General features: G+C 61.7%; 10 protein-coding genes. 9 read left to right on the top strand and 1 reads right to left on the bottom strand.

Annotation, left to right across the window (positions count from 1 at the left end; all coding sequences use genetic code 11):
* Positions 1–215 precede the first annotated feature (215 nt).
* From rplJ to BJF92_RS11945, 6 genes are all read left to right on the top strand, one after another.
* Positions 216–734 carry a 50S ribosomal protein L10 gene (rplJ, locus tag BJF92_RS11970; protein WP_075634954.1) on the top strand — a complete coding sequence of 173 codons (519 nt, stop codon included), beginning with the start codon at positions 216–218 and terminating at the stop codon, positions 732–734.
* 58 nt (positions 735–792) lie between these two features.
* A complete protein-coding gene (gene rplL / locus BJF92_RS11965) occupies positions 793–1,170 on the top strand; it encodes a 50S ribosomal protein L7/L12 (protein WP_075634953.1) in 378 nt (125 codons plus the stop codon).
* Between the two features lie 263 nt (positions 1,171–1,433).
* Positions 1,434–5,576 (top strand): DNA-directed RNA polymerase subunit beta, encoded by a 4,143-nt coding sequence (gene rpoB, locus BJF92_RS11960; protein ID WP_075634952.1) that lies wholly within the window; start codon positions 1,434–1,436, stop codon positions 5,574–5,576.
* Between the two features lie 211 nt (positions 5,577–5,787).
* Positions 5,788–9,999: a DNA-directed RNA polymerase subunit beta' gene (rpoC, locus tag BJF92_RS11955; RefSeq protein WP_075634951.1), complete on the top strand. Its 4,212-nt coding sequence runs from the start codon at positions 5,788–5,790 to the stop codon at positions 9,997–9,999.
* Between the two features lie 215 nt (positions 10,000–10,214).
* Entirely contained in the window at positions 10,215–10,703 is a 489-nt protein-coding gene (locus tag BJF92_RS11950; RefSeq protein ID WP_143524007.1) for a calcium-binding protein, read from the top strand.
* Between the two features lie 18 nt (positions 10,704–10,721).
* Positions 10,722–11,693: a calcium-binding protein gene (locus BJF92_RS11945; RefSeq protein WP_342585789.1), complete on the top strand. Its 972-nt coding sequence runs from the start codon at positions 10,722–10,724 to the stop codon at positions 11,691–11,693.
* Between the two features lie 92 nt (positions 11,694–11,785).
* Here the strand turns inward: BJF92_RS11945 and BJF92_RS11940 are convergent, their stop codons facing one another.
* A complete protein-coding gene (locus tag BJF92_RS11940) occupies positions 11,786–12,079 on the bottom strand; it encodes a transcriptional regulator (RefSeq protein WP_075635042.1) in 294 nt (97 codons plus the stop codon).
* A 597-nt stretch (positions 12,080–12,676) separates the two neighbouring features.
* Here BJF92_RS11940 and rpsL point away from each other — a divergent pair.
* From rpsL to fusA, 3 genes are read left to right on the top strand one after another with little or no spacing between them, the layout of a single operon-like run.
* On the top strand, positions 12,677–13,048 hold the full coding sequence (rpsL, locus tag BJF92_RS11935; protein WP_075628830.1) for a 30S ribosomal protein S12: 372 nt from the start codon (positions 12,677–12,679) through the stop codon (positions 13,046–13,048).
* A gap of 59 nt (positions 13,049–13,107) precedes the next feature.
* The gene (gene rpsG / locus BJF92_RS11930; RefSeq protein ID WP_075634948.1) at positions 13,108–13,578 is read left to right on the top strand and encodes a 30S ribosomal protein S7; all 471 of its coding nucleotides are present in this window, start codon (positions 13,108–13,110) and stop codon (positions 13,576–13,578) included.
* Between the two features lie 30 nt (positions 13,579–13,608).
* Positions 13,609–15,708 carry an elongation factor G gene (gene fusA / locus BJF92_RS11925; protein WP_075634947.1) on the top strand — a complete coding sequence of 700 codons (2,100 nt, stop codon included), beginning with the start codon at positions 13,609–13,611 and terminating at the stop codon, positions 15,706–15,708.
* Positions 15,709–15,725 lie beyond the last annotated feature (17 nt).

The raw sequence follows: 15,725 nt of genomic DNA, 5'->3' as shown, positions 1-15,725 counted from the left end.
CTGCATGAGACGGGTGAGACCCGGAATATTCCCGTATCCCTTCAAACGGATGCGGAACTGTCGGTTCGAACCTCGGCTTGCCTTTCGGGATCCTTCAGGGATCCTGCAAGGGACAGGATCCTCGAGCGTCGCTCGGGATCGGTTTTCCGCTCCCGTGCGGCAAAGGCAAACCCGGCGGTCTTGCAGGATTGCGGACCGTCAACTGGAGATAGGCAGTGGAAAGAGCGGAAAAACGCGAATTCGTCACGGAGCTGAACGAAGTCTTCAAGGCTTCCGGTTCGGTTGTCGTGGCCCGCTATGCCGGTGTCACAGTTGCGCAGATGAACGACTTTCGTTCCAAGATGCGTGCTGCTGGCGGTACCGTCAAAGTCGCGAAGAACCGCCTGGCCAAGATTGCCCTTCAGGGTACGGAGTCGGAAGGGATCACGGATCTCTTCAAGGGACAGACGCTGATTGCTTACAGCACTGACCCGATCACGGCTCCCAAGGTCGTCATGGATTTCGTCAAGGGCAACGACAAGATCGTTGTTCTGGGCGGCGCCATGGGCACGACCACGCTCGATGCGGAAGGCGTCAAGTCGCTTGCGACCCTGCCTTCGCTCGACGAGCTGCGTGCAAAGCTGCTGGGCATGATCCAGACGCCTGCCACGCGCATTGCCGGTGTCGTTCAGGCGCCTGCTGCACAGCTCGCTCGCGTGTTCGCGGCCTACGCCAAGAAGGACGAAGCCGCATAAGGCGGTTTTTCGCTGTTCAAAATAAACCAGTTCGAACCGAACAAAAGGAAGTACCAAAATGGCTGATCTCGCCAAGATCGTAGAAGACCTGTCCTCGCTGACCGTCCTGGAAGCCGCTGAGCTGTCCAAGCTGCTCGAAGAAAAGTGGGGCGTTTCCGCCGCTGCTCCGGTTGCTGTCGCTGCTGCTGGCGGCGCTGCTGCTGCTGCTCCGGTCGAAGAAGAAAAGACCGAATTCGACGTCATCCTCGTCGAAGCCGGCGCCAACAAGATCAACGTCATCAAGGAAGTCCGCGCCATCACCGGCCTGGGCCTCAAGGAAGCCAAGGATCTGGTCGAAGGCGCTCCGAAGGCTGTCAAGGAAGCCGTTTCCAAGGGCGAAGCTGCTGACCTCAAGAAGAAGCTCGAAGACGCTGGCGCCAAGGTTGACGTCAAGTAATCGTGTTTTGACTTTTTGAAGAGAGGCAGCCCTCTGATGGGGGCTGCCTCTCTTTAACCGTTTTCGGAACGTATTACCCAAAAGCCCGTCGAAACGGCTTTTGGGTAATGGGTTCTCAAGAGGATGGTCCTTGTTGCGCGCCGCCCGGCGATCCGGCTGGCCCGCGCCCGACAGGACGAGTTTGATACCCATCCAGATGGGGCCGACTGGCCATCGGTCCCCATCCGTTGCAGGCCCGGATGCACAGATTTAAAGGAGCGACGATGGCTCAGACCCTTTCGTTTAATGGTCGTAGGCGCGTACGCAAAGTTTTCGGTAAAATTCCTGAAGTCGCCGAGATGCCGAACCTGATCGAGGTTCAGAAGGCATCCTACGACCAGTTCCTGATGGTGGAAGAGCCCCGCGGCGGCCGGCCCGACGAGGGGCTTCAGTCCGTTTTCAAGTCCGTTTTCCCGATCCAGGACTTCTCCGGCGCCTCCATGCTGGAATTCGTCTCCTACGAATTCGAGCCGCCGAAATTCGACGTCGATGAATGCCGCCAGCGCGACCTGACCTATGCTGCGCCGCTGAAGGTGACGCTGCGCCTGATCGTGTTCGATATTGACGAGGATACCGGCGCCAAGTCGATCAAGGACATCAAGGAACAGAACGTCTACATGGGCGATATGCCGCTCATGACCAACAACGGCACGTTCATCGTCAACGGCACCGAGCGCGTCATCGTTTCGCAGATGCACCGTTCGCCGGGCGTGTTCTTCGACCACGACAAGGGCAAGAGCCATTCCTCGGGCAAGCTCTTGTTTGCCGCCCGCGTCATTCCCTATCGCGGTTCCTGGCTGGACATCGAGTTCGACGCCAAGGACATCGTCCATGCGCGTATCGACCGTCGCCGCAAGATCCCCGTCAGCTCGCTGTTGATGGCGCTCGGCATGGACGGCGAAGAGATCCTGTCGACCTTCTACACCAAGTCGCTCTACCAGCGCGACGGCAAGGGCTGGCGGATTCCGTTCCAGCCGCAGGCGCTGAAGGGCCAGAAGGCCATCACCGACATGATCGACGCCGACACCGGCGAAGTCGTGGTCGAGGCCGGCAAGAAGCTGACCCCGCGCCTCCTGCGTCAGCTGAGCGAGAAGGGTCTGAAGGCGATCAAGGCCAGCGATGACGACCTCTACGGCAATTACCTTGCCGAAGACCTGGTCGACATGCGCACGGGCGAGATCTTCCTGGAAGCCGGCGACGAGATCGACGAGAAGGCTCTGGGCGTGATCCTGCAGGCCGGCTTCGACGAGCTGCCGATCCTCGACATCGACCATATCAATGTCGGCGCCTATATCCGCAACACGCTGGCCGTGGACAAGAACGAGAACCGTCAGGACGCTCTGTTCGACATCTACCGCGTGATGCGTCCGGGCGAGCCGCCGACCATGGATTCCGCGGAAGCCATGTTCCAGTCGCTGTTCTTCGATGCGGAGCGCTACGACCTTTCGGCCGTTGGCCGCGTCAAGATGAACATGCGTCTCGACCTCGACTGCCCGGATACCGTGCGCGTTCTGCGCAAGGAAGACATCCTGGCCGTGGTCAAGATGCTGGTCGAGCTGCGCGACGGCAAGGGCGAGATCGACGACATCGACAACCTCGGCAACCGCCGTGTCCGCTCGGTCGGCGAGCTCATGGAGAACCAGTATCGCCTGGGCCTCCTGCGCATGGAGCGCGCCATCAAGGAGCGCATGTCCTCGATCGAGATCGACACGGTCATGCCGCAGGACCTGATCAACGCCAAGCCGGCGGCTGCCGCCGTGCGCGAGTTCTTCGGTTCCTCGCAGCTGTCGCAGTTCATGGACCAGGTGAACCCGCTGTCGGAAATCACCCACAAGCGCCGTCTCTCGGCCCTTGGCCCGGGCGGTCTGACGCGCGAGCGCGCGGGCTTCGAAGTCCGCGACGTTCATCCGACCCATTACGGCCGTATCTGCCCGATCGAAACGCCTGAAGGCCCGAACATCGGTCTGATCAACTCGCTGGCCACCTTCGCCCGCGTCAACAAGTACGGCTTCATCGAAAGCCCGTACCGCAAGATCGTGGACGGCAAGGTCACCAATGAGGTGGTCTATCTCTCCGCCATGGAAGAGGCCAAGTATCACGTCGCTCAGGCGAACTCGGTGCTGGAAGAGGACAATTCCTTCGCGGAAGAGTTCGTCGTCTGCCGTCACGCTGGCGAAGTCATGCTGGCGCCGCGCGACCAGATCAACCTGATGGACGTCTCGCCGAAGCAGCTGGTTTCGGTGGCCGCGGCGCTCATCCCGTTCCTGGAAAACGACGACGCCAACCGCGCGCTCATGGGCTCGAACATGCAGCGTCAGGCCGTGCCGCTGCTGCGTGCCGAAGCCCCGTTCGTCGGCACCGGCATGGAGCCGGTCGTGGCGCGCGACTCCGGCGCCGCCATTGCGGCCCGTCGTGGTGGCGTGGTCGACCAGGTGGATGCGACGCGTATCGTTATCCGCGCCACGGAAGATCTCGATCCCGGCAAGTCGGGCGTCGATATCTACCGCCTGCAGAAGTTCCAGCGCTCCAACCAGAACACCTGCGTTAACCAGCGCCCGCTGGTCACCGTCGGTGACGTTCTGAACAAGGGCGACATCATCGCTGACGGTCCGTCGACGGATCTGGGCGACTTGGCGCTCGGCCGCAACGCGCTCGTCGCCTTCATGCCCTGGAACGGCTACAACTACGAAGACTCGATCCTGATGTCCGAGCGCATCGTCTCCGACGACGTGTTCACCTCCATTCACATCGAGGAATTCGAAGTGATGGCGCGCGACACCAAGCTCGGCCCGGAAGAAATCACGCGCGACATTCCGAACGTCTCGGAAGAAGCGCTGAAGAACCTCGACGAAGCGGGTATCGTCTATATCGGCGCCGAAGTGCAGCCGGGCGACATCCTGGTCGGCAAGATCACGCCGAAGGGCGAAAGCCCGATGACGCCGGAAGAAAAGCTTCTGCGCGCCATCTTCGGCGAAAAGGCATCGGATGTGCGCGACACCTCCATGCGCATGCCGCCAGGCACCTTCGGCACCATCGTCGAAGTGCGCGTCTTCAACCGCCATGGGGTGGAAAAGGACGAGCGCGCGATGGCGATCGAGCGCGAGGAAATCGAGCGTCTGGCCAAGGACCGCGACGACGAACAGGCGATCCTGGACCGCAACGTTTATGCCCGTCTGATCGACATGCTGCGTGGCCATGTGGCCGTTGCCGGCCCCAAGGGCTTCAAGAAGGGCACGGAGCTCACCAACGCCGTTGTCTCGGAATATCCCCGCTCGCAGTGGTGGATGTTCGCCATCGAGGACGAGAAGGCGCAGGGCGAGATCGAAGCGCTTCGCGGCCAGTACGACGAGTCCAAGTCGCGCCTTGAGCAGCGCTTCATGGACAAGGTCGAGAAGGTCCAGCGCGGCGACGAAATGCCTCCGGGCGTCATGAAGATGGTCAAGGTCTTCGTGGCAGTGAAGCGCAAGATCCAGCCGGGCGACAAGATGGCCGGCCGTCATGGCAACAAGGGTGTCGTGTCCAGGATCGTGCCGGTGGAAGACATGCCGTTCCTGGAAGACGGCACGCATGTCGACATCTGCCTCAACCCGCTGGGCGTGCCTTCGCGCATGAACGTCGGCCAGATTCTCGAAACGCACCTCGCATGGGCTTGCGCCGGTATGGGCAAGAAGATCGGCGAGCTGCTCGACGAGTATCGCAAGACGATGGACATCACCGATCTGAAGACCGAGCTGACCGAAGTCTATGCCTCCGAGGCAAAGGACGAAGTCTCGGCCTTCGACGATGCTGCCCTCGTCAAGCTGGCCGAACAGTCCCGCAAGGGCGTGTCGATCGCAACGCCGGTCTTCGACGGCGCGCATGAACCCGACGTGGCTGCTATGTTGAAGCGGGCCGGTCTGCATGAATCCGGTCAGTCCGTGCTGTATGACGGGCGTACCGGCGAGCCGTTCGACCGCAAGGTGACCGTGGGCTACATGTACATGATCAAGCTGAACCACCTCGTGGACGACAAGATCCATGCGCGTTCGATCGGTCCTTACTCGCTCGTGACCCAGCAGCCGCTGGGCGGCAAGGCGCAGTTCGGCGGCCAGCGCTTCGGGGAAATGGAAGTCTGGGCGCTCGAAGCCTATGGTGCGGCCTACACGCTGCAGGAAATGCTCACGGTCAAGTCGGACGACGTCGCCGGCCGAACCAAGGTTTACGAAGCGATCGTCCGTGGCGACGACACCTTCGAAGCCGGCATTCCCGAGAGCTTCAACGTTCTCGTCAAGGAAATGCGCTCGCTCGGCCTGTCGGTGGAGCTCGAAAACTCCCGCGTCGACGAGACGGCGGCCGCCCAGCCGCCGCTGCCTGACGCGGCGGAATAAACCTCTGGCGCAGGCGGCCTGACGGTTTCGTCCGGTCGCCTGTTTCCGGTTCGCCTGCCGCGTTTTGCGGTCGGGCGGGCCGGTGCCGGCCGCGCCCTCCTTAAGGGTGCGGTCATTCCCGTTTCAGGCGCCGATGCGCGCGAGTTCGCAAGAACGCGCAGCGGCATGGCGCCAAAGCTCAAGGGCAGCATTGCCCACTAAGGAGACAGGCATGAACCAAGAGGTCATGAATCTTTTCAATCCGCAGATGCCTGCGCAGACGTTCGATTCGATCCGTATTTCGATCGCGTCCCCGGAAAAGATCCTTTCCTGGTCTTATGGCGAGATCAAAAAACCTGAGACCATCAACTACCGCACGTTCAAGCCGGAGCGTGACGGCCTGTTCTGCGCGCGTATTTTCGGGCCGATCAAGGACTACGAATGCTTGTGCGGCAAGTACAAGCGCATGAAGTACAAGGGCATCATCTGCGAAAAGTGCGGCGTGGAAGTCACGCTGTCGCGCGTTCGCCGCGAGCGCATGGGCCATATCGAGCTCGCTGCGCCCGTTGCCCATATCTGGTTCCTGAAGTCGCTGCCCTCGCGCATCGCCACCCTTCTCGACATGACGCTGAAGGATATCGAGCGCGTTCTCTACTTCGAACACTATATCGTCACCGAGCCGGGCCTGACCTCGCTGAAGGCCAACCAGCTGCTGACCGAAGAAGAGTACATGATCGCCGTCGACGAGTTCGGCGAAGATCAGTTCACGGCGATGATCGGCGCAGAGGCCATCTATGAGATGCTCGCCTCGATGGATCTGGAGAAGATCGCCGGCGATCTGCGTTCGGACATGGCCGAGACCACGTCCGATCTGAAGCAGAAGAAGCTGATGAAGCGGCTGAAGATCGTCGAGAACTTCATGGAATCGGGCAATCGCCCCGAATGGATGATCATGAAGGTCGTTCCGGTGATCCCGCCGGATCTGCGCCCGCTCGTGCCGCTCGACGGCGGCCGTTTCGCCACGTCGGACCTGAACGATCTCTATCGCCGCGTCATCAACCGTAACAACCGCCTGAAGCGGCTGATCGAACTGCGCGCGCCCGGCATCATCATCCGCAACGAAAAGCGCATGCTGCAGGAATCCGTGGATGCGCTGTTCGACAACGGCCGCCGCGGCCGCGTCATCACGGGTGCCAACAAGCGCCCGCTGAAGTCGCTGTCCGACATGCTCAAGGGCAAGCAGGGCCGCTTCCGCCAAAACCTGCTCGGCAAGCGTGTCGACTACTCCGGCCGTTCGGTCATCGTGACCGGTCCGGAACTGAAGCTGCACCAGTGCGGCCTGCCGAAGAAGATGGCGCTCGAGCTGTTCAAGCCGTTCATCTATGCCCGCCTCGACGCCAAGGGTTACTCCTCGACCGTCAAGCAGGCCAAGAAGCTGGTCGAGAAGGAAAAGCCGGAAGTCTGGGATATCCTCGACGAGGTCATCCGCGAGCATCCGGTTCTCCTGAACCGCGCACCGACGCTGCACCGCCTGGGCATCCAGGCCTTCGAACCGATCCTGGTCGAAGGCAAGGCGATCCAGCTGCATCCGCTCGTCTGCACGGCGTTCAACGCCGACTTCGACGGTGACCAGATGGCCGTGCACGTTCCGCTGTCGCTGGAAGCACAGCTGGAAGCCCGCGTGCTGATGATGTCGACCAACAACATCCTGCACCCGGCCAACGGCGCACCGATCATCGTTCCCTCGCAGGACATGGTTCTGGGGCTCTATTACCTCTCGATCATGAACCAGAACGAGCCGGGCGAAGGCATGGCCTTCTCCGACATCGGCGAGCTGCAGCACGCGCTCGAGAACAAGGTCGTCACCCTGCACTCGAAGATCCGCGGCCGTTTCAAGACGGTCGACGAGAACGGCAAGCCGGTCTCCAAGATCCATGAAACGACCCCGGGCCGCATGCTCATCGGCGAACTTCTGCCGAAGAACCACAAGGTGCCGTTCGACGTCTGCAACCAGGAACTGACCAAGAAGAACATCTCCAAGATGATCGACACGGTCTACCGTCACTGCGGCCAGAAGGACACGGTGATCTTCTGCGACCGCATCATGCAGCTCGGCTTCACCCATGCCTGCCGCGCCGGCATCTCGTTCGGCAAGGACGACATGGTCATTCCGGACAGCAAGGTGAAGATCGTCGGTGACACCGAAGCCCTGGTGAAGGAATACGAGCAGCAGTACAATGACGGCCTGATCACCCAGGGCGAAAAGTACAACAAGGTCGTCGACGCCTGGGGCAAGGCCACCGAGAAGGTCGCGGAAGACATGATGGCCCGAATCAAGGCCGTCGAGTTCGACCCCGAGACCGGCCGCCAGAAGCCGATGAACGCGATCTACATGATGTCCCACTCGGGTGCTCGCGGTTCGCCGAACCAGATGCGCCAGCTGGGCGGCATGCGCGGCCTGATGGCCAAGCCCTCGGGCGAAATCATCGAGACGCCGATTATCTCGAACTTCAAGGAAGGCCTCACGGTTAACGAGTACTTCAACTCCACCCACGGCGCCCGCAAGGGTCTGGCGGATACGGCGTTGAAGACCGCGAACTCGGGCTACCTGACCCGTCGTCTCGTCGACGTGGCGCAGGATTGCATCGTCAACATGGTTGATTGCGGCACGCAGACCGGCCTGACCATGACCGCCATCGTCGATGCCGGCCAGGTCGTGGCTTCGCTCGGCGCCCGTATCCTCGGCCGTACCGCGCTTGACGACATCGATCACCCGCTGACGGGCGAGCGCATCGTTGACGCGGGCAAGATGATTCTCGAGCCCGATGTCATCGAGATCGAGAAGGCCGGCATCCAGTCGATCCGCATTCGCTCGGCGCTGACCTGCGAAGTGCAGACCGGCGTCTGCTCGGTCTGCTACGGTCGCGACCTGGCACGCGGCACGCCCGTCAATATGGGCGAAGCCGTGGGCGTCATCGCCGCTCAGTCGATCGGCGAGCCGGGCACGCAGCTGACCATGCGTACCTTCCACCTGGGCGGTACGGCAAACGTGGTCGACCAGTCGTTCCTGGAAGCCTCGTATGAAGGCACCATCCAGATCAAGAACCGCAACCTTCTGCGCAATGCCGAAGGCGTTCTGATCGCGATGGGCCGTAACATGGCGGTGCAGATCCTGGACGAACGCGGCGTGGAACGCTCCTCGCAGCGCGTCGCCTATGGCTCGAAGCTGTTCGTGGACGATGGCGACAAGGTCAAGCGTGGCCAGCGTCTGGCGGAGTGGGATCCCTATACCCGCCCGATGATGACCGAAGTCGAAGGCACGGTGGAGTTCGAGGACGTCGTTGACGGCGTCTCCGTTCTGGAAGCCACCGACGAGGCGACCGGCATCACCAAGCGTCAGGTCATCGACTGGCGGTCCACCCCGCGCGGGACGGATCTGCGCCCGGCGATCGTCATCAAGGACAAGAACGGCAACGTCGCCAAGCTCGCGCGCGGCGGTGAAGCCCGCTTCCTGCTCTCGGTCGATGCCATTCTCTCGGTCGAACCGAACCAGAAGGTCAGCCAGGCTGACGTTCTGGCCCGTTCGCCGCTGGAAAGCGCCAAGACCAAGGACATCACCGGTGGTCTGCCGCGCGTCGCCGAGCTGTTCGAAGCCCGTCGTCCGAAGGATCACGCCATCATCGCCGAGATCGATGGTACGGTCCGCTTCGGCCGCGACTACAAGAACAAGCGTCGCGTCATCATCGAGCCGGCGGAAGACGGTGTCGAGCCGGTCGAGTACCTGATCCCGAAGGGCAAGCCCTTCCACCTGCAGGACGGCGACTATATCGAAAAGGGTGATTACATCCTCGACGGTAACCCGGCACCGCACGACATTCTGGCGATCAAGGGCGTGGAGGCTCTGGCTTCCTACCTCGTGAACGAAATCCAGGAAGTCTATCGTCTGCAGGGCGTTGTCATCAACGACAAGCACATCGAGGTGATCGTTCGCCAGATGCTGCAGAAGGTCGAAATCACCGATGCGGGTGACTCGACCTACATCGTCGGCGACAACATCGACCGGATCGAGCTCGACAACGTCAATGACGGCCTGATCGAACAGGGCAAGAAGCCGGCCTCCGGCGAGCCTGTCCTGCTCGGCATCACCAAGGCCTCGCTGCAGACCCCGTCCTTCATCTCGGCGGCCTCCTTCCAGGAGACCACCAAGGTGCTGACGGAAGCCGCGATCGCCGGCAAGACCGACGGCCTGCAGGGCCTGAAGGAAAATGTCATCGTCGGCCGCCTGATCCCGGCCGGCACCGGTGGCACGATGACGCAGATCCGCCGCATCGCCACGGCGCGCGACGAGATGATCCTCGAAGCCCGCCGCAAGGGCACGGGCGCCGACAGCGCCAACCCGATGCTGCAGGACCTGTCGAGCGAACAGGCTCCGGCTGCCGAGTAAGCACGGTCCGTCACAAACATAAAAAAGCCGCCCGGAGCGATCCGGGCGGCTTTTTGCGTTTCAGTCCTCGGTACGCTGCAGACGGGGAGGGCCGATGATTTCGAAAGCACGAGGGAGCCACGACACCCATATGGGGGATGCGCCGAGGCGGAGACGCTCCTAACAGAATCGATGGCGCGCGAACGACGCGGCACGAGCAAGGGGAGCAACGAAACATGGCGGCAATTCAGTACGGGGTACTTTTCGACCTCTACGCTCTGGATGAACTGTATGGGTCGGGCGTGACTGCCCTCAGCTCTTCGGCGACCAAGGTCGTCTACGGCGGAGCGGGCGGAACGACATTCGTGGTGGCGGGAAAGGGCCTGTCCTTCAAGAACGGCGCGCCGACGGCGGGCACCGTGACAGGCGTCAGCTTCATCGACGGCGACGGTGAAACACTGCTGCAGGTGACGGGGGGCAGCTTCAAGGCCAAGGACCTCTACGCGGCCTATACGAAGAAGGGCAGCGTCGAGCAACTTGCGCAGGCGCTGTTTGCCGGCAACGACACCGTCAAGGGGACGGATTACGATGACATCATGTCGGATCCCAATCCGGGGAATGATACCGTCTTCGGCCTGGGCGGCGACGATTACATCGGCGGATCTGCCGGTAACAACAGGCTGGACGGTGGCGCCGGGTGGGACATCCTGACCTATGACCCCTGAACCTATGGCAACAAGGCGCTGAAAACCGGGATCACGCTGAACGCCGCCAAGGGCACGGTAAAGAACCCGTGGGGTGGCACGGACAAGATCAGCAATTTCGAGGAATTCCGCGGCACCAACGCCAAGGATACCATGATCGGAAGCGCCGGCGACGACAGTATTGCTGGCCTGAAGGGCGCCGATCTTCTCGATGGTGGCGCCGGCTATGACACGCTGCGCTATTCCCGCGACGAGCGCCATGGCGGCACCAAGGGCATCACCGCCAATCTTTCGACCGGAAAGGTCGTGGACGGCTTCGGCACGGTCGATACGGTCAAGAACTTCGAGGCGGTGACCGGCACATTCTCAGGCGATCGCTTCATAGGCGATGCCAAGGACAATACCTTCCGCGGCCTGGCGGGCATTGACAGCTATGATGGCGGCGCGGGCTTCGATACGGTCAATCTGGCCGGCGAGACCGGCGATGGACAGACGCACGGCGCCCGCGTGGATCTGCGCCTTGCCACCGGGCAGATCATCGATGACGGCTGCGGCAACACCGAAACCCTCGTCAGCATCGAGAAGATCAGGGGCACCCAGTTCGGCGACGACATCATCCTCGGCGCCGGTGACGCCAAGGCCGATGGCCGCGGCGGCGATGACCGTCTCACGGCCGGGCTCGGCGAAAACGAGCTGCGAGGCGGCGACGGTGCGGACACCTTCGTTTTCCAGTCGGCAGCAGACTCCCCTGCCGGGACCACCAAGCGCGATTTCATCGTCGATTTCCGCGCGGACGAGGGCGACCGCATCGATCTCAGCGCGCTGGGCGTCACGCTGGAATTTGCCGGGGAGGCTGGCTTGAGCGCCGGCAGCGCGCGGCTTGCCTATGCGTACAACACGGATGGCAACACGATCGTCAGCGCCGATCTCGACGGCGATGGGTCCGCCAATCTGCAGTTCCTGCTTCAGGGCAAAATTGCGCTGACACAGGAAGACTTCATCCTGTCCTGATCCAAAGCGGATCGACCTCTGCGTCCTCTCGGGGATGCACCCCGTGTGAAAGGCCACGGCGCCGGCTCCTGCCAGGCGCCGTTTTCCTGTCCTCAGCCGAAGCGAATGATGGCCACTTCGCCCGTGAGCGCGCCCTGATAGGCCGAGGCGTGCGGCTCGTCTTCCGGCGCGGCTTCGAGAACGCCGATCTGGTCGAGGTCGGCTTCGATGAAGCCCTCTTCGGCCAGTGCGTTCAGCGCCTCGCGCACGGCGCTGTCGTCATCGGGCGCACGCAGCACCACATGGATGTCGGCGCCCTCGCTATCGGCTTCCTCATAGGCCTTGCCGATGATGATGAAGACCATGGGGCCGTCGAAATTATTGTCATTGTCGGGTGTGACGGTCATCACGGTCTCCAAACCAGTTTGATTGCGGGGCGCGCATCGCGGGGACGCGCGTGCGGCAGACGGTGGCGCACCGGCAAAGAGAGCCAGCGCGCACCTCATTTCTGCGCTATAGAAAAGCGGGGAGTTTGGCAATCGTTCCCGCCCGGCCCTTGCGCGATTCCCGATTCTCTCCGGCTGTATCGCCATGCCCGCGACTCGGCGAAGCTGTAGGCGCAACAGACGGGCCGCGCGCGCCTTCGGTGCGCCAAAGACCCGGAATTGCCGGGTTTCGGCCGGCAAAAGCCGCGGAATCCGTGGCGCAGACCCTTGACGAAAGGGGTGGAAAACAGTACACCCCGCCGCATCGGAGCCGATGTGAGGTTGGTCGTTTCGGAACGCCACGTTCTGGAGTTCACCTCAAACAAGGCTCGAACCGCACGCTGAGACTGCAATGTTGCTTGCATGATGCCGATGAGGCGTCCTCTGCTTTTCGTGGGGCCATCCGCAAAACCGCGGATCGGCCCTCGTTTGCGCATTCTAAAAATGGCGTCGTTATCGCCGGAGACGGCATCGATCCGCCCGAGAGGGTATTGAGACAGAATTGCAAGGGATGGTTACATGCCTACCGTAAACCAGCTGATCCGCAAGCCGCGTCAGGCACAGGTCAAGCGCAACAAGGTTCCGGCGCTGCAGCAGAACCCGCAGAAGCGCGGCGTTTGCACCCGCGTCTACACGACGACCCCGAAGAAGCCGAACTCGGCTCTGCGTAAGGTTGCCAAGATCCGCCTGACCAATGGCTTTGAAGTCATCGGCTACATTCCGGGCGAAGGTCACAACCTGCAGGAACACTCCGTTGTCATGATCCGTGGCGGCCGCGTCAAGGACTTGCCGGGCGTTCGCTACCACATCATCCGCGGCGTGCTCGACACCCAGGGTGTCAAGAACCGCAAGCAGCGCCGCTCCAAGTATGGCGCGAAGCGTCCGAAGTAATACGTCAACCGGCGCCATTTCGCTGGTTAAACAAAAAGATAAGTTGAGAGACGACACCTATGTCCCGCCGCCACAGTGCCGAAAAGCGTGAGATCAACCCGGACCCGAAGTTTGGTGATCTCGTTGTCACCAAGTTCATGAACGCCATCATGCTGCACGGCAAGAAGTCCGTTGCCGAAAACATCGTTTACGGTGCTTTCGATGCCGTTCAGGCCAAGCTGAAGCAGGAGCCGGTCGCGGTTTTCCATTCGGCTCTCGACAACATCGCTCCGCACGTCGAAGTCCGTTCGCGTCGCGTCGGCGGTGCCACCTACCAGGTTCCGGTCGATGTCCGTCCGGAGCGCCGTCAGGCTCTCGCCATCCGCTGGCTGATCGCCGCTGCTCGCAAGCGCAATGAAACGACCATGATCGATCGCCTCTGCGGCGAACTCATGGACGCCGCAAACAATCGCGGCTCTGCGGTGAAGAAGCGCGAAGACACCCACAAGATGGCAGACGCCAACCGCGCCTTCTCGCATTACCGCTGGTAACCGTCGAACTTTTTTAAAAGGCAGTCCACCATGGCTCGCGAATATAAAATCGAAGACTACCGCAACTTCGGCATCATGGCGCATATCGACGCCGGCAAGACGACGACGACCGAGCGGATTCTGTACTACACCGGCAAGTCGCACAAGATCGGCGAAGTGCATGATGGCGCGGCCACCATGGACTGGATGGAGCAGGAGCAGGAGCGGGGCATCACCATCACCTCCGCTGCCACCACGACCTTCTGGAAGGGCCGTGACGGCAAGATGCGCCGCTTCAACATCATCGACACCCCCGGCCACGTCGACTTCACCATCGAAGTCGAGCGTTCGCTGCGCGTGCTCGACGGCGCGATCGCCCTGCTGGACGCCAATGCCGGCGTGGAGCCGCAGACGGAAACGGTCTGGCGCCAGGCCGAGAAGTACAACGTCCCGCGGATGATCTTCTGCAACAAGATGGACAAGACCGGCGCGGATTTCTACCGTTCGGTCGAGATGATCAAGACCCGTCTCGGCGCGACCGCTGTTGTCATGCAGCTGCCGATCGGTGCCGAGTCTGAGTTCAAGGGCGTTGTCGACCTGATCGAGATGAACGCGCTCGTCTGGCGCGATGAGTCGCTCGGCGCTGCCTGGGACGTCGTCGAGATCCCTGATGATCTCAAGGACAAGGCTGAAGAATATCGCGAAAAGCTGATCGAGACGGTTGTCGAGATCGACGAAGAAGCGATGGAAGCCTATCTGAACGGCGACATGCCGGACAACGACAAGATCCGCGAACTCGTTCGTCGCGGCACGATCGACGTCAAGTTCCATCCGATGTTCTGCGGTACCGCCTTCAAGAACAAGGGTGTTCAGCCGTTGCTCGACGCCGTCGTCGACTTCCTGCCGTCGCCGCTCGACATTCCGGCGATCAAGGGCATCGACGCCAAGACCGAAGCCGAGATCGAACGTCATGCAGACGACAACGAGCCGTTGTCCATGCTGGCCTTCAAGATCATGAACGACCCCTTCGTCGGTTCGCTGACCTTCGCCCGCATCTATTCCGGCAAGCTCGAAAAGGGCGCCGGCGTGATGAACACGGTCAAGGAAAAGCGCGAGCGCGTCGGCCGCATGCTGCAGATGCACTCGAACTCGCGTGAAGACATCGAAGAAGCCTTCGCCGGCGACATCGTCGCTCTGGCAGGCCTCAAGGAAACCACCACGGGTGACACGCTCTGCGATCCCCTGAAGCCGGTTATCCTCGAGCGCATGGAATTCCCCGAGCCGGTCATCCAGATCGCGATCGAGCCGAAGTCCAAGGGCGACCAGGAAAAGATGGGCCTCGCGCTCAACCGCCTGGCGGCCGAAGACCCGTCCTTCCGCGTCAAGACCGACCAGGAATCCGGCCAGACCATCATTGCCGGCATGGGCGAACTTCACCTCGACATCATCGTCGACCGCATGCGTCGCGAGTTCAAGGTCGAAGCCAACGTCGGTGCTCCGCAGGTGGCCTACCGTGAAACCATCACGAAGGCTTGCGAAGAAGACTACACGCACAAGAAGCAGACCGGTGGTACCGGCCAGTTCGCGCGCGTCAAGATCATCTTCGAACCGAACCCGGAAGGCGAAGACTTCAAGTTCGAGTCGAAGGTCGTCGGCGGCTCGGTTCCGAAGGAATACATCCCCGGTGTCCAGAAGGGCATCGAGAGCGTTCTGTCCTCCGGTCCGCTGGCAGGCTTCCCGATGCTCGGCGTCAAGGCGACGCTGATCGACGGTGCCTTCCACGATGTTGACTCATCGGTTCTCGCCTTCGAAATCGCCTCGCGTGCCTGCTTCCGCGAAGCCGCCCGCAAGGCCGGCGCGCAGCTGCTCGAGCCGATGATGAAGGTGGAAGTCGTGACGCCGGAAGATTACGTCGGCGACGTGATCGGCGATCTGAACTCGCGCCGTGGCCAGATCCAAGGCCAGGAAAGCCGCGGCGTCGCCGTGGTGATCAGCGCGAATGTTCCGCTTGCCAACATGTTCAAGTACGTGGATAACCTGCGCTCCATGTCGCAGGGCCGCGCGCAGTATTCGATGGTCTTCGATCATTATGCGCCGGTGCCGAACAACGTTGCCACCGAAATCCAGGCGAAGTACTCCGGTCAGAAGTGACCGGAGCCCTGACGCGC

This window comes from Xaviernesmea rhizosphaerae (genome assembly GCF_001938945.1).
In the GTDB taxonomy this organism is placed as follows: domain Bacteria; phylum Pseudomonadota; class Alphaproteobacteria; order Rhizobiales; family Rhizobiaceae; genus Xaviernesmea; species Xaviernesmea rhizosphaerae.
This window is presented reverse-complemented; position numbering and strand designations above follow the sequence as displayed.

What these genes read in the sequence shown, in the direction of transcription:
- rpsG (WP_075634948.1), top strand. Translation starts at nt 13,108, where the DNA reads ATGTCCCGCCGCCACAGTGCCGAAAAGCGTGAGATCAACCCGGACCCG.
- fusA (WP_075634947.1), top strand. Translation starts at nt 13,609, where the DNA reads ATGGCTCGCGAATATAAAATCGAAGACTACCGCAACTTCGGCATCATG.
- rpoB (WP_075634952.1), top strand. Translation starts at nt 1,434, where the DNA reads ATGGCTCAGACCCTTTCGTTTAATGGTCGTAGGCGCGTACGCAAAGTT.
- rpoC (WP_075634951.1), top strand. Translation starts at nt 5,788, where the DNA reads ATGAACCAAGAGGTCATGAATCTTTTCAATCCGCAGATGCCTGCGCAG.
- BJF92_RS11940 (WP_075635042.1), bottom strand. Translation starts at nt 12,079, where the DNA reads ATGACCGTCACACCCGACAATGACAATAATTTCGACGGCCCCATGGTC.
- rplL (WP_075634953.1), top strand. Translation starts at nt 793, where the DNA reads ATGGCTGATCTCGCCAAGATCGTAGAAGACCTGTCCTCGCTGACCGTC.
- BJF92_RS11950 (WP_143524007.1), top strand. Translation starts at nt 10,215, where the DNA reads ATGGCGGCAATTCAGTACGGGGTACTTTTCGACCTCTACGCTCTGGAT.
- rpsL (WP_075628830.1), top strand. Translation starts at nt 12,677, where the DNA reads ATGCCTACCGTAAACCAGCTGATCCGCAAGCCGCGTCAGGCACAGGTC.